Origin of the sequence: Cypionkella sinensis (assembly GCF_042646385.1) — a bacterium.
GTDB lineage: Bacteria > Pseudomonadota > Alphaproteobacteria > Rhodobacterales > Rhodobacteraceae > Cypionkella > Cypionkella sinensis.
The window spans coordinates 2,745,874-2,758,862 of sequence record NZ_JBHRTO010000001.1; the positions used below are offsets into that span (position 1 = coordinate 2,745,874).

At 61.5% G+C, this 12,989-nt stretch carries 12 protein-coding genes; 5 read left to right on the forward strand and 7 right to left on the reverse strand.

Annotation, left to right across the window (positions count from 1 at the left end; genetic code table 11):
• The first annotated feature begins 30 nt into the window (after positions 1 to 30).
• Both ACFOGH_RS13685 and pncB read left to right on the forward strand, forming a co-directional pair.
• A complete protein-coding gene (locus ACFOGH_RS13685; protein WP_380073630.1) occupies positions 31 to 2,367 on the forward strand; it encodes a hybrid sensor histidine kinase/response regulator in 2,337 nt (778 codons plus the stop codon).
• Complete coding sequence (gene pncB / locus ACFOGH_RS13690) at positions 2,301 to 3,593, forward strand: nicotinate phosphoribosyltransferase (protein WP_380073631.1); 1,293 nt, start codon at positions 2,301 to 2,303, stop codon at positions 3,591 to 3,593. Before ACFOGH_RS13685 ends, pncB begins: the two co-directional genes overlap by 67 nt.
• Here the strand turns inward: pncB and ACFOGH_RS13695 are convergent.
• The 7 genes from ACFOGH_RS13695 to ACFOGH_RS13725 all read right to left on the reverse strand — a co-directional run bounded on the left by ACFOGH_RS13695 (position 3,590) and on the right by ACFOGH_RS13725 (position 9,658).
• Positions 3,590 to 4,528 (reverse strand): phosphotransferase enzyme family protein, encoded by a 939-nt coding sequence (locus ACFOGH_RS13695; protein ID WP_380073632.1) that lies wholly within the window; start codon positions 4,526 to 4,528, stop codon positions 3,590 to 3,592. The genes pncB and ACFOGH_RS13695 overlap by 4 nt on opposite strands.
• Positions 4,525 to 4,947, reverse strand: a complete 423-nt coding sequence (arfB, locus tag ACFOGH_RS13700; RefSeq protein ID WP_380073633.1) for an alternative ribosome rescue aminoacyl-tRNA hydrolase ArfB — start codon at positions 4,945 to 4,947, stop codon at positions 4,525 to 4,527. The genes ACFOGH_RS13695 and arfB overlap by 4 nt, the downstream gene beginning before the upstream one ends.
• Positions 4,948 to 5,211: 264 nt before the next feature.
• Complete coding sequence (locus ACFOGH_RS13705) at positions 5,212 to 5,832, reverse strand: queuosine precursor transporter (RefSeq protein WP_380073634.1); 621 nt, start codon at positions 5,830 to 5,832, stop codon at positions 5,212 to 5,214.
• A 93-nt stretch (positions 5,833 to 5,925) separates the two neighbouring features.
• Positions 5,926 to 6,822 (reverse strand): esterase-like activity of phytase family protein, encoded by an 897-nt coding sequence (locus ACFOGH_RS13710; protein ID WP_380073635.1) that lies wholly within the window; start codon positions 6,820 to 6,822, stop codon positions 5,926 to 5,928.
• Complete coding sequence (gene mepA / locus ACFOGH_RS13715) at positions 6,795 to 7,682, reverse strand: penicillin-insensitive murein endopeptidase (protein WP_380073636.1); 888 nt, start codon at positions 7,680 to 7,682, stop codon at positions 6,795 to 6,797. The genes ACFOGH_RS13710 and mepA overlap by 28 nt, the downstream gene beginning before the upstream one ends.
• The gene (locus ACFOGH_RS13720; RefSeq protein WP_380073637.1) at positions 7,679 to 9,049 is read right to left on the reverse strand and encodes an MFS transporter; all 1,371 of its coding nucleotides are present in this window, start codon (positions 9,047 to 9,049) and stop codon (positions 7,679 to 7,681) included. The genes mepA and ACFOGH_RS13720 overlap by 4 nt, the downstream gene beginning before the upstream one ends.
• A 75-nt stretch (positions 9,050 to 9,124) precedes the next feature.
• Positions 9,125 to 9,658, reverse strand: coding sequence for an acyl-CoA thioesterase (locus ACFOGH_RS13725; RefSeq protein ID WP_380073638.1), 534 nt, complete (start codon positions 9,656 to 9,658; stop codon positions 9,125 to 9,127).
• Positions 9,659 to 9,784: 126 nt separating this feature from the next.
• Between ACFOGH_RS13725 and ACFOGH_RS13730 the strand changes: the two genes are divergently transcribed.
• Genes ACFOGH_RS13730 through yaaA form a run of 3 tightly spaced genes read left to right on the forward strand, consistent with a single transcriptional unit; the run spans position 9,785 to position 12,964 of the window.
• On the forward strand, positions 9,785 to 10,072 hold the full coding sequence (locus tag ACFOGH_RS13730) for a YggT family protein (RefSeq protein WP_380073639.1): 288 nt from the start codon (positions 9,785 to 9,787) through the stop codon (positions 10,070 to 10,072).
• 39 nt (positions 10,073 to 10,111) lie between these two features.
• A complete protein-coding gene (gene recQ / locus ACFOGH_RS13735; protein WP_380073640.1) occupies positions 10,112 to 12,157 on the forward strand; it encodes a DNA helicase RecQ in 2,046 nt (681 codons plus the stop codon).
• A gap of 33 nt (positions 12,158 to 12,190) precedes the next feature.
• Complete coding sequence (gene yaaA, locus ACFOGH_RS13740; RefSeq protein WP_380073641.1) at positions 12,191 to 12,964, forward strand: peroxide stress protein YaaA; 774 nt, start codon at positions 12,191 to 12,193, stop codon at positions 12,962 to 12,964.
• Positions 12,965 to 12,989 lie beyond the last annotated feature (25 nt).

A 12,989-nucleotide genomic window follows, 5' to 3' on the forward strand; every position in this document is an offset into this window, starting at 1 on the left:
GGCGCGGCAAGATGCAAAAGGCCGCCTGCGATGAACCCTGCGATCAGCCATGAAATCGGGCAGTTTACCGCCCGCAACAGCAAGGACGGCCTGTTTCTGCGCTATGCACGCGGTCGTGCGCGCGGCTTTCTGATGCGCCAGACCATGACGGTGGTCGGCGCGCTGAGCATCGCGGCGCTGTCTTCGCTTTGGCTTGGCGGCGTGGCTGCTGGGTTGGCCCTTGTGGGAGAAGTGATAGATTGCAGCGTGCTTTACGCCATCTCGCGCCGGTTTTCCCAACCGCATGTTCCAAAGGCTGCAAGGGTGTTTGCAGCACTTTCAGGCCTGCTACAGGCGATGACGATCGCCGCCTGCGTGATGATCTGCTGGCGGCTGATCCCGCTGCAAGGCGCGCGGTTTTTTGCGGCGGCGTTTCTGATGTCAGCTTCGATCAACGCCGGGTTGGTGCGGCGGTATTTCCCGTTTGGCACCAGCCTGCGGTTGGCGGTCTATGGGGCGACGTGCCTGGCGATGCTGCTGTCTGACATGCGCTCGGATGCGTACCAGCTGCATGCGGAATCTTGGTTCTTGTTCATTTCGGTGCTGATCATGGCCTATACTGCCACGCTGTTTGTGCGCGCGGTCGAACGTGGTCAGACAGAGCGTTTGCGGTTCGAACAGGCGCTTTTGCAAGAAAGCGTTGCGCTGGACAGCGCCAGAATCGCCGCGGCCGATGCTGCGCACAAGGCCGAACGGCTGGCGCTGGTCGCGCAACATGCGACCGATTCCATCGTGTTCACCGCGCCGGATGGCCGCATCGAATGGGTGAATGAAGGCTTTACCCGTGTCACCGGCTATAGTTTTGACGAGGCTGTCGGGCAGGATCCGGGGGCGTTGCTGAACAGTGACGAAACCAGTGCCGAGGCGTTAGCGGCGCTGTCGGACGCGCGCGAAAAGTGCAAGCCGGTGCGGTTGGAGATTCAGAACCGCACCAGATCGGGCCGGGTGATCTGGGTGGATGTGTCGATGTCGCCCGTGCTGGGGCCGGATGGAAAGCCCAGCCTTTTCATCGCAGTAGAGCGTGACATTACCGAAGCCAAAGCCCATGCGGCAGAACTGGCCCAAGCGCGGATCGCCGCCGAAGCTGCCGCCCGCGCTAAATCGCAGTTTCTCGCCACGATGAGCCATGAAATTCGCACCCCGATGAACGGGGTGATCGGCGTGGCCGAACTGCTGGAAGAAACCCCGCTTGATCCGGTGCAGCGGCACTATGTCAGCACCGTGGTCGATTCCAGCCGCGCGCTTTTGACCATCATCAATGACGTGCTTGACCTGTCAAAACTGCAGGCGGGCAAGTTTGATCTGGTGAATGAACCGTTCTCGATCCACGAAGGCGTAGCCCGGGCGTTGGATCTGTTGCGGCCTACCGCGTTGAAAAAGGCCATCACCCTGCACGCAGACTTGCCGGATATGCAGCACCTGCATCTGGGGGATGCCGGCAGGTTGCGGCAGATCTTGTTGAATCTGCTGGGAAATGCCGTGAAGTTCACGGCATCGGGCAGCGTAAAGGTCTCGGCCGTTGTCCGGCCAGAAGGCCTGCACGACGAAATTCGCATTGCCATCGCCGACAGCGGCATCGGCATCGCCCCCGACCGCATCGGGCATGTGTTTGACAGCTTTGCGCAGGCCGACACCACGATTTCGCGGCAGTTTGGCGGCACCGGGCTGGGCCTGACCATCTCGCGTCTGCTGGCGCAGCAGATGGGCGGCGATATTGAGGTGGAGTCTGAACTGGGTGTCGGCTCGGTCTTTACCGTGGTTTTGCGGCTGTTGCGCGCGCCAGATAGCGCCGTCACCGTGGCGAAAGTGCAGCGCGCGCCGCAGACCAACCTGCGGCTGCTGGTGGCCGAAGACAATCGCACCAACATGCTGGTGACGCGCAAACTGCTCGAACGCTCGGTCGCAACCATTGCCGAGGCCGAAAACGGCAAGCTGGCGGTGGCGAGTTACATGCGCGCGCCGCCCGATCTGGTGCTGATGGATGTGTCGATGCCGGAAATGCACGGGCAGGATGCCACCCGCGCCATCCGCCGGTTTGAGGCAGAGCATAGCCTGCCGCGCTGCCCGATCGTGGCGCTGACCGCCTATGCCGCCGCCGAAGAGGCTGATCTGTGTCTGGCTGCCGGGATGGATGCGGTTTTGACCAAACCCTTGATTCGTGCCGAGCTTTACGCCCTGCTGGAACGCACCGCCGCCGCGCGGGATCGTTTTGACGCCGCCCCCCTTCATGCCGTAGACAGGTCGGCAAAAGGAGAGCAGCCATGGTCGATATTGCCGCACGCGTCTGGAACCACAAATGGAAAATCGACCCGATCGTCCGCTCGCTGATCGACACGGACTTTTACAAGCTGTTGATGTGCCAATCTATTTTCCGCAACAGGCCGGATACGACCGTGACCTTCAGCTTGATCAACCGATCCAAATCGGTGCGCTTGGCCGAGCTGGTGGATGAAGGCGAGTTGCGCGAACAACTGGATCATGTCCGCTCGCTGAGCCTGACGCGCGGTGAAAGCACCTGGCTGCGCGGCAATACGTTCTACGGCAAACGTCAGATGTTCCGACCGGATTTCATGGAGTGGTTCGAGGGGATGCGGCTGCCCGCCTACCATCTGGAAAAGCGCGATGGTCAGTATGAATTGACGTTTGAAGGCAGTTGGCCCGACGTGATGCTGTGGGAAATCCCGGCGCTGTCGGTGCTGATGGAATTGCGCAGCCGTGCCGTGTTGCAAAAGCAGGGCCGGTTCGAGTTGCAGGTGCTTTACGCCCGCGCGATGACCAAGCTGTGGGAAAAGATCACCCAGTTGCGCGAGATTGACGGCTTGCGGATCGCCGATTTCGGCACGCGGCGGCGGCATTCGTTTCTGTGGCAGGATTGGGCGGTGCAAGCCATGCAAGAGGGGCTGGAGGGCAAGTTCACCGGCACCTCGAACTGCCTGATCGCGATGCGCCGCGAGGTTGAGGCGATTGGCACCAACGCGCATGAACTGCCGATGGTCTATGCCGCCCTTGCGGATTCCGATGCCGAACTGGCGCAGACGCCGTATCAGGTTCTGGCCGATTGGCAGGAAGAGCACGACGGCAATCTGCGCATCATCCTGCCCGACACATTCGGCACGGCGGGCTTTCTGAAACATGCGCCGGATTGGCTGGCAAGCTGGACGGGTATTCGCATCGACAGCGGCGATCCGGCGGCGGGGGCCGAGATTGCGATTGCCTGGTGGAAAGAGCGTGGCGAAGATCCCCGGCAGAAGCTGGTGATCTTCTCGGACGGGCTGGATGTGGACAAGATCGTTGAATTGCAGGCGCAATTCCGTGGCCGGGTGAAGGTCTCGTTTGGTTGGGGCACGATGTTGACCAATGATTTCCGTGGCTTGGCGCCAGATGATGCGCTGGCACCGTTCAGCGTGGTGTGCAAGGCGATTGCTGCAAATGGGCGGCCGACGGTGAAGCTGTCGGACAACCCGAACAAGGCGATGGGCCCCGCGGATGAGATTGCGCGTTACAAACGGGTGTTTGGCGTGGGGGAACAGCAGGCGCAGGCGGTGGTGGTTTAGGCCATCACCCGCTGCGCGCAATTCACCGCGCGGGCAAGGTGTGAGGTGTGCACCGGATCATCCGCCGCCAGCCGTGGTGCCGCCCATCCGACCGAAGCACAGCAGCGCGCGAGGGTGAAAAGATCGGCCAGCGCGGCTGTGGCCGGGCGGGTTTGGGCGTATCCAGCCACTAGGGCATCACGGATTTCTGGATAGTCCGGCTCGTGCAGGTTCTGGCTGAGGGCGGTACCAAGATCGTAGAGACGGAAGCCAAAGCCAGAGTCGTCAAAGTCGATCAGCGAAAGTGAATCTTTGTTCACAAGGATATTCTCGCGCAGCACGTCGGCATGGATCGGGCCAAAATCGCCGCCGTTTTGCTTATGCTCGCTGATCTGGGCGCGCAGAAAATCGCGGGCGGCGCGCAGGGTTTCGGCTTGGGCGGGGGTGGCTGCGGGATGGTCCCAGAACCGGCCCCAGAACGGCGCTTCGCCCACCAGCCCGTCAATATCCCAGCGCGGGCGGGTGAAATCAGGCGGTAGCGTCAGTTGATCGGTGGCGGTGTGAACCTGCGCCAGCAGCACTCCAAGCGCATGATGACGCGGCAAACGCTGATCGGGCGGGCATGGCAAGGGCTGGCCCGCCTCACCAAACGCGTCACCCTCCATCCAGTCGATGGTCGAGGCGTTGCGCCCGTTTGACAATTTCACCAGAAAATCGCCCGAACGGCTGGGCAAGGCCGCGGGCACGGCGACACCTTTGGCCGCCAAAGCCGCACACCACCACAGTTCGGACCGGATCGCGGCATCATCCTGATAACCCATACGGTGCAGGCGAAGAGCGGCGCGCCCGGTAGGCAAGGCGACCTCGAACACCGCATTCTCGCGGTTACGCAGCATACGGATAACTTTGCCATTCCAATGGCTTACGGCTTCGTCTGCCAGCGCTTCAATCGTCATTCATCCTCACCCGGCTTGCCGCGCAGTGCCTTGACCTCGCCGCGCTGCACTTTCGCGGCGACGCGGCGCAACTGGCTGCCGTAGCTGGGTTTGGTTGCAATGCGCCGCTTGGGGGCGACCAAGGCGGCGCGGATCAGATCGGCCAACCGCTCACGTGCGATTTCGCGGTTGCGAGCCTGACTGCGGGTGTCTTCCACTTGCAGGATCAGCGCGCCTTCCAGCGTCCAACGCCGCCCGGCGAGTTTTTTCAGCCGCGCCTTGACGCCTGCGGGCAGGTTTGGCGAACGCTCGGCCTCAAACCGCAATTCGACGGCTGTTGAGACCTTGTTGACGTTTTGCCCACCCGGACCAGAGGCGCGCACGAAGCTTTCGCTCAGCTCCCAATCGGCAATCGAAATGGTGTCAGTGATCCACAACATTTCGCTAAACTAACGGGGGTTCGGAAAAAGAGAAAGGGCTGCCAGCCTGTACGTGGCAACCCTTTCCGAGATCTAAGGAGATGGGCCAGTTAGGTATCAAAAGCCCAATCACAGGTAGGTTTGCTAGAGGGCTGCCCCTAGAAAACACCCCCCATAACTGTCCCGACACCGCTCTCCAATATCACTCTAGACACTGGGTCACCTCCTTTCAAAATGTTGCCGATAAGGAAAGCGTGACACAGTTTTTCGCATTGTCAAAAGGTTTTACGCAGGGCGCGATGTGTATTTTGCGATTGCGAGTCTGAACGGCATCAAGGCGATTAAATCGACGGCAACTTTGACACAGAAATCCGCCGCCCCCAGCGAAACCCACAGCGGCACTTCGGGGCCAAAGCCCAGCAGCGGCACTTGCGCTGCGGCCCAGGAAACATCGCTTGCCGGGTCCAACCAGATGAAAGCACTGGAAAATGCCAGAGTGAAGAACAGCACCGTATCGACGCTGGAGCCAAAGAAAGAGCCGAGGAAAGGTGCCCGCCACCAAGCGCTGCGGCGCAGTTTGTCAAACACCGTCACGTCGAGCAGTTGGCCTATTAAAAAGGCAGCGCCGGAACCGATGGCCACGCGCAACGTGACCAGCGGGCCAAATTCGCCAATGATTTGCGTGCCGATCACCGAGCAGATCAGGCCCACCGCAAAGCCTGCGTAAACCACGCGGCGGGCGGCCTTCGGCCCCTGAAAACGGTTGACCAGTTCGGACACCAGAAAGGCGAAGGGATAGGTGAAGGCGCCCCAGGTCAGCCATTGGCCAATCGGATATTGCACCAGAATGTTTGAGGCCACCACGATGATGGCCATGGCGATCACGCCAGGCAGCAGTTTGTTCATGTTTGATCCGTTTTTTACAAGGTCGCGGAGACTTGGTTCAGCAAAGATGCCCCTGACGGGACGCGGCGGCTTAGCGCGGGGTGGGGCGGGGTGTCAATCGGGCAGTTGGTATTCGACGATCTGCGTGCGCAGGAAGAAGGTGAAATTGTCGTCCGAGATCATCGTCGCCGTCAGACGGCCCGCCGCATCGCGCCAGATCGAGACGCCTTCCAGATTGTCGTAAAGCCCAACCGGGGTTTCCAGCAGGGTTTCACCATCGTCAAAACCCTTGGCACCCAATGTAAAGCGGCGCAGACGGCTGGAAAATCCGGCGAGGCCGCGAAAATCACGCTCTAACAGATAGAACTCGCCATCGGGGCCAAAGTCTGCCCCCACGGCGAGATAGTTTCCGCTGCGCGGGATTTGCAGGCGTTTGTCCCATTTGCCGGCCTTGAAGCGATAGACCGGAAACGGCTTGTCCTCGGCCCCCGAGCGTTCGGGCAGGGTATAGATCACGCCGTTGGCGTCGATGGCCAAAGCCTCTAGCGCCGAGTTGCGCTGCATGGTTTTGAAGCCATCGGCGATGGGCAGGGCTTTGGGCTTCGCGTTCAGTTTGGGATAATGCAGCACACGGGCGCGGCCTTCAAACGAGACATAGACCGAACCATCAGCCGCCAAGGCGATGCCTTCGCTATCGGACATGCCGGGTTTCAGCGGATTGCCGTCCGGGCCTTGCAGCAGGGCAACCGGGTTTGCGGTGATCGACTTGATCCGTCCGGCATCGTCGCGGGTGATGCGCCCGGTGGTGTAAGCGCCCTTGTCCGACAGCGCGATGAAGTCGCGACCGTTGGCGGCAACTTCTATGCCGGAAAATCCGCCAAAGCGGGGATCGTCCATCTTCCAGCGGTAGGTGTCCAGAAAGCCGGGCGGCGGGGTTGGGCTGGCGCTGCCCTCAAGGCCCGCGATCAGCACAAGCCCCGCCGTTACGGCGAGGAAAGCACGTCTACGCATTGGCGCGGCAAATCGGCCATCGTGAATTCACGCGGGCCTTTCTTGTGGGGGGCGGGCTTGCCAGGCTTTTTGCTCGGCTTGGGGTTAAGATATTCGTCCGAGACCCACCATGCCAGCGTGTCATCACAGCCATCGCCGCCATTGGAAAGTTCGGAAACCGTGGGGGTTTGGGTTTGACACAGCGTCGCCCCTTTCGGGCATTTCAGGCGCACGTGGAAATGCGTGTCGTGGCCTGCAATCGGGCGGATTTTTTGCAGCCATTTCTTGTCAGACCGCTTGGCGGATTTACACATCTCGATCTTGACGGCAGCGGCCACGAAAATCCGGTCAACGCGCGGGTCAGAGGCTGCGGCTTTCAGCAGGGCGGCATGGCGCGGCGTCCAGTTGGCTGTCACCGACCTCTGATCGGCGGACCGCACCGGGATCGAGCTGATATTCTCGCGGTCCTTGCGCGACAGGTTCAGCGATTTCGGCGGCAGCATCCAGATATCGGCGTCGAGGCCAATCTGATGGCTGGCATGGCCGGATGTCATCGGGCCACCGCGCGGCTGGCCCATATCGCCGATGTAAAGCCCGCGCCAACCGATCTGCGTCGCGGTTTGTGACAGGTCTTCCAGATATTGCACCAGCACCGGATGGCCGAAATTGCGGTGGCGCGACAGGCGCATCGCCTGCCATGTCGGCCCGGTCTCTGGCAGTTCCACCAGCCCCGCCGCACAGCCGCGCGCATAAGAGCCGATGGGCATCGGGTCTTGCTGGCTGGGCTGATCCACCGCGCCGAACAGTTTGTTCGCCAGTTTCTCGGCATTGGCGGGCAGCGGTGCCAGCAGGGCCGCGCAAAGAATAAGCTTTCGGATCATGCCTGTTCGCCCCTTGGATTGACCCAGATCATCAAAATTAACCCGATGATGAACAGGGCGACAATCGGCGAAATTCCCAAACGGGCATTTTGCGTGATGTCTGTCGCAATCGTGATCAGCACCGGCGCGATAAAGCTGGTGACTTTGCCAGACAGTGCGAACAGCCCAAACGCCTCGGTCGCGCGATCAGGCGTGGTGTGGCGCAGCACCATGGTGCGGCTGGCGGCTTGCAGCGGCCCACCTGCGGCACCGATCAGGCCGCCGCAGACGTAAAAGATAAGGTCAGGCGTGGTGGAGGCCGGGTCCATCGCGATGCCCCACAGGCTGTCACGCTCCATCCCGACGATCACAAGGCAGACGGTGATCAGCACCAGTATCGAGCCGACGATCACGGGTTTCGGACCAAAGCGGCTGTCGAGTTTCCCGCCCAGCCAGCTTGCAATCATCGCGGTGACGCCGCCAAGGATGCCGAACACGCCGATCTTGCCAATATCCCAGCCCAGCACGTTCGAGGCGTAAATCCCCCCAAACGCATAAACCCCGGTCAGCGCATCGCTATAGGCCAGCGTCGATCCCAGATAGGCGGCCAAGCTGCGGCGAAAGCGCAGGCTTTTCAGGTTATCCATCAGGCTGGCCATCGCAGCCCCGATATGCAGCGAACCGGCCCCGCCTTTGGGTTCTTTCACCCACAGCGCAAACGGGATCATGAACACGATATACCACGCCGCACTCAGCGGGCCGACGATGCGGGTTTCCTCGCGGGCTTCGGTATCCAGCCCAAAGATGGTGGGATCAATCCCGGCGCGGGTGACTTCGGAATCGCCCTTCAGCACGAAAAACGACAGCATAATCGCCAGCGCGATCAGCCCGCCCAGATAGCCAAAGGCAAAGCCGCTGCCCGAGATTTTGCCCATGTTGGTGTCGTCTGACAGGGTGGGCATCAGCGCATTGGTGAAGATCGCGGTAAATTCCATGCCGATCAGGCCAATGCCGAACAGGATCGCCGCCCCGCGCAGCCCGCTTAAATCTGCTCCGGGGGTCAGGTTCCACAGGCTCCACGCACCGACGACGTAAAGGATCGAGAATGCCCAGACCCAGACCAAGCGACGCCCGGTGCCTTGCGCGACAGCGCCCAAAATCGGCGCCATGAATGCGATGATCAATGAGAATATCGCATACCAGAAACCCCAATAGCTTTGCGCGGCGGCTTTGGCGGCTTCTTCCTCCATCCCGGTGCCCATGAAATAGCCGCGGGCGACTTCGGCGAAATATGGGCCAAAGATGAAGGTCAGCAACAAGGTGTTGTAGGGTTGGCTGGCCCAATCGTAAAACCACCAGCCCCAGATGCGCTGCCGTTGCGTTGCCATGCCCCTGCCCCCTCCGTGCACCTTCGTGCGGTTTTCGGTGATCAAGCCTGAAAAACCGCGCCCACGCAAGCTCCGTTAGTGGCGTAGCGGAGGCCAGGGTCGCAGCGCATCAGCGGTGATCCAGGCGGTGATCCAATCCGGCATCGCAGGGCTTTCGGTGGGATACCCAAGGGCCGCGATCACCTGCGCGGGCTTGACGATGCCGCCTTTCGAAATGAACGCATAGCGCAGCAGCATGTGGTTGGTGCATTCGTCGCCGCGCCAGAAGCTTTGCTCGATATAGCCAAAGCGATCATCCCAGCCGACAACCCGGCTGATTTGCGTCAGCTTTTGAAACACCGTCACCCGCTTGCGATAGCGCGTGGTGTTGCCCGCCACGGTGATGCCCCAGCCGTTTGCCTTGGCGACCTTCTCAAACCCCATCCGCACCGACATCGGGATGCGGCCCAGATCAAACAGCGTCAGGGTGCGGCCATTGTTCAACTCGCGCCACGGGTCCAGATCCCACGGCCAGATGCGATGCGTGCTGATATGCGGGTCAAACAGGCCCAAAGGTGGCGCTTTGCGAAACTTCCAAAGCTCATTCGCCATGCGGATATAGGGATACATCGGCCACCTCCGGCGCCTGAAGTGCCTTTTGTCGCGGGCTGCGTCAACCAAAACGCTGCGGAAAGCATTGCCCTTTTGGGGGTGTGGCGTTACCTCTGCCACAATAGCTTGTGGTTGGAGCCGCCGATGACCTCTGTGTTGCAGATTCTGCTGATGGTGCTGGATATCGCCAAATGGATCATCCTGATCCACATCATCATGAGCTGGCTGATCAATTTTCAGGTGCTGAACCTGCGGCAGCCGCTGGTGGCGCAAATCTGGTATGGGCTGAACCGCCTGCTGGACCCGATCTACAGCCGCGTGCGGCAGATTTTGCCGAACACGCCGGGGCTGGATCTGGCACCGCTGATCGTGCTGCTGGCGATCTATGCGCTGCGCATTGTGGTCTATAACAATATGTACAGCTTTTCCTGATCTGATCCCCTCAGCGCCGGTTTGGCGCGAAGAAAGCCCATGCCCGCACCGCAAGACCTTTTGCATTCGATTTTCGGCTTCCCCGGCTTTCGTCCGGGGCAAGAGGAGATTGTCGATGCCGTGATGGCGGGGCGCAACACCTTGGCAATCATGCCGACGGGTGGCGGGAAATCGCTGTGTTTTCAACTGCCTGCGCTGTGCCGTGATGGTGTGACGGTGGTAATCTCGCCGCTGATCGCGCTGATGCGGGATCAGGTGCGGGCGTTGCGGGAGGCAGGGGTTGAGGCGGGCGCGCTGACCTCGGGCAATACCGAGGAAGAGACGGAAGGCGTTTTTGCGGCACTGGATGAGGGGCGGCTGAAGCTGCTCTATATGGCGCCCGAGCGGTTGGCGGCCTCTGGCACCACCGCCCTGCTGCGCCGGATCAACTGCACGCTGATTGCGGTGGATGAGGCGCATTGCGTCAGCCAGTGGGGCCATGATTTCCGCCCGGACTATCTGCGCATCGGCGAATTGCGCCGCGCGCTGAACGTGCCGCTCGCCGCGTTCACCGCGACGGCAGATGAGGAAACCCGCGCCGAAATCGTCAACCGGCTGTTTGATGGCAAGGCCCCGGAAAGCTTTCTGCGCGGCTTTGATCGCCCGAATATCCATCTGGCTTTTGCGGTCAAGGACAGCCCGCGCGATCAGATCTTGCGCTTTGCAGCGGCGCGGCGGGGTCAATCGGGCATCGTCTATTGCGCGACACGGGCGAAAACCGAGACCCTGGCGCAGGCATTGAAGGCCGAGGCGCATTCGGCCTGTTTCTATCACGGCGGCATGGATGCCGAAGATCGCCGCCGCGTGGAGATCCGGTTTCAGCAGGAAGACGGGTTGATCGTGGTCGCCACCATCGCGTTCGGGATGGGCATCGACAAGCCCGATATCCGCTGGGTGGCCCATGCCGATCTGCCAAAATCCATCGAGGGCTATTATCAGGAAATCGGCCGCGCGGGTCGCGATGGTGCGCCTGCCGAAACGATGACGCTCTATGGCCCCGACGACATTCGCCTGCGCCGCACGCAGATTGACGAAGGGGCCGCCCCGGCGGATCGCAAGGCCGCCGACCATGGCCGCCTGAACGCGCTGCTGGGTCTGGCCGAGGCTGCGGCCTGTCGGCGGCAGGTTCTGCTGGGGTATTTCGGCGAGGTCTCTGAACCCTGCGGCAACTGCGATCTGTGCCAGCGCCCCGCGCTGTTGTTTGACGCCACCGATGCCGTGCGCAAGGCGCTGTCGGCGATCCTTCGCACAGGCGAATGGTTTGGTGCGGGCCATCTGATTGATATTCTGACCGGAAACGCCACGCAGAAAGTGCGTGAAAAGGGGCATGACCAACTGCCCACCTTTGCGGTTGGGCGCGATCTGTCGAAACCGGCTTGGGGCGCGGTGTTCCGGCAAATGATGGGCCGCGATCTGGTCCGCCCCGACTCGGATCGGTTTGGCGCGCTGCGGATGACCGACGCCGCCCGCCCGATCCTGCGCGGCGAAGCGCAGATCACCCTGCGCCGCGATACCGTTGACAAAGCCGTGCCGCGCGTGGCGATCAAAACGCAGGTGTCTGAGGAAGATGCCAGCCTGCTGTCGGCCCTGAAGGCCAAACGGCGGGCCTTGGCCGAGGCGGCGGGCGTGCCGGCCTATGTGATCTTTGCCGATCGCACCTTGATCGAGATGGCCGAGGTGCGGCCCGCCACTCTGGATGCGATGATGGGCATCACCGGGGTGGGCGCGAAAAAGCTGGAAAGCTATGGTGCCGCCTTCTTGCAGATCATCACCGGCGCGGCGGCGCAGCCGATGCACCCGGCCCGGCGCGCGCTGGCGGGGCGCGATGCCGGGGCGGTTTATGACCGGCTGAACGATGTGCAGGTGCAACTGGCGCGCGGCCCGGATGGCATCGGCAAGCACCTGTCCTGCACGCAATCCACCCTGCGCCACATTGCCGAGCGTCGGCCCTCTACCCTGGCCGAGTTGGCGAACATTCAGGGCATGGGCGATCAGAAGATCGACCGTTTCGGCCAAGCCTTCCTTGAAGTTTTGCGCGAAGGGTGAAAGCTCTATGTCCTGCCGGAAAAGGATACTGACATGCTAAGCGTTATTTCTCCGGCCAAGCGGCTGAACGAAACACCCCATGCCACCGATGCCGCACCGACGCGCCCGCAGTTCGCCAAGGATGCGCTGCAACTGGCCAAAACCGCCCGCGCGCTTTCCGCCGATGACCTTTGCGCGCTGATGGATATTTCGCCCGCCTTGGGCCAGTTGAACGCCGCGCGCTTCAAATCCTTCCGCGCCGACGCAGCGGGCGCGCCCGCTGCCTTCATGTTCGACGGTGACACCTACGCAGGGCTTGAGGCGCGGCAGATGGAGCCTGACACGCTGCAATGGGCGCAGGGGCATTTGCGGATTCTGTCCGGCCTTTACGGTTTGCTGCGGCCCATGGATGCGATTCAGCCCTATCGGCTGGAAATGGGCAGCAGGCTGGAAAACCCGAAAGGTCACGATCTTTACGCGTTCTGGGGCAGCAAGATTGCCAAGGCGTTGAATGGGCTGGCGGCAGAAAATGGCGCTGTGGCGCTGATCAACTGCGCCTCGGCAGAGTATTTTGGCGCGGTTGATCTGAAGGCGCTGAAGCTGCGGGTGGTGACGCCGGTGTTTCTGGAAGAACGCGACGGCGATGCCAAAGTCGTCAGCTTCTGGGCCAAGAAAGCGCGCGGCGCAATGGCACGCTTTATCTGTCAGCACCATCTGACCAACCCTGATGACCTGCGCAGCTTTGATCTTGGTGGCTACAGCTATCGCCCCGCGCAATCCGATGAAACCCGGCTGATATTTGCCCGCACCCTTGCGGTTGCCGCCTGAAACTGCCCCCGAACACAGGAGACCG

Excerpts from the sequence above, each read along its gene's own strand:
- ACFOGH_RS13685 (WP_380073630.1), top strand. The coding sequence starts at position 31 with ATGAACCCTGCGATCAGCCATGAAATCGGGCAGTTTACCGCCCGCAAC.
- pncB (WP_380073631.1), top strand. The coding sequence starts at position 2,301 with ATGGTCGATATTGCCGCACGCGTCTGGAACCACAAATGGAAAATCGAC.
- ACFOGH_RS13695 (WP_380073632.1), bottom strand. The coding sequence starts at position 4,528 with ATGACGATTGAAGCGCTGGCAGACGAAGCCGTAAGCCATTGGAATGGC.
- arfB (WP_380073633.1), bottom strand. The coding sequence starts at position 4,947 with ATGTTGTGGATCACTGACACCATTTCGATTGCCGATTGGGAGCTGAGC.
- ACFOGH_RS13705 (WP_380073634.1), bottom strand. The coding sequence starts at position 5,832 with ATGAACAAACTGCTGCCTGGCGTGATCGCCATGGCCATCATCGTGGTG.
- ACFOGH_RS13710 (WP_380073635.1), bottom strand. The coding sequence starts at position 6,822 with ATGCGTAGACGTGCTTTCCTCGCCGTAACGGCGGGGCTTGTGCTGATC.
- mepA (WP_380073636.1), bottom strand. The coding sequence starts at position 7,682 with ATGATCCGAAAGCTTATTCTTTGCGCGGCCCTGCTGGCACCGCTGCCC.
- ACFOGH_RS13720 (WP_380073637.1), bottom strand. The coding sequence starts at position 9,049 with ATGGCAACGCAACGGCAGCGCATCTGGGGCTGGTGGTTTTACGATTGG.
- ACFOGH_RS13725 (WP_380073638.1), bottom strand. The coding sequence starts at position 9,658 with ATGTATCCCTATATCCGCATGGCGAATGAGCTTTGGAAGTTTCGCAAA.
- ACFOGH_RS13730 (WP_380073639.1), top strand. The coding sequence starts at position 9,785 with ATGACCTCTGTGTTGCAGATTCTGCTGATGGTGCTGGATATCGCCAAA.
- recQ (WP_380073640.1), top strand. The coding sequence starts at position 10,112 with ATGCCCGCACCGCAAGACCTTTTGCATTCGATTTTCGGCTTCCCCGGC.
- yaaA (WP_380073641.1), top strand. The coding sequence starts at position 12,191 with ATGCTAAGCGTTATTTCTCCGGCCAAGCGGCTGAACGAAACACCCCAT.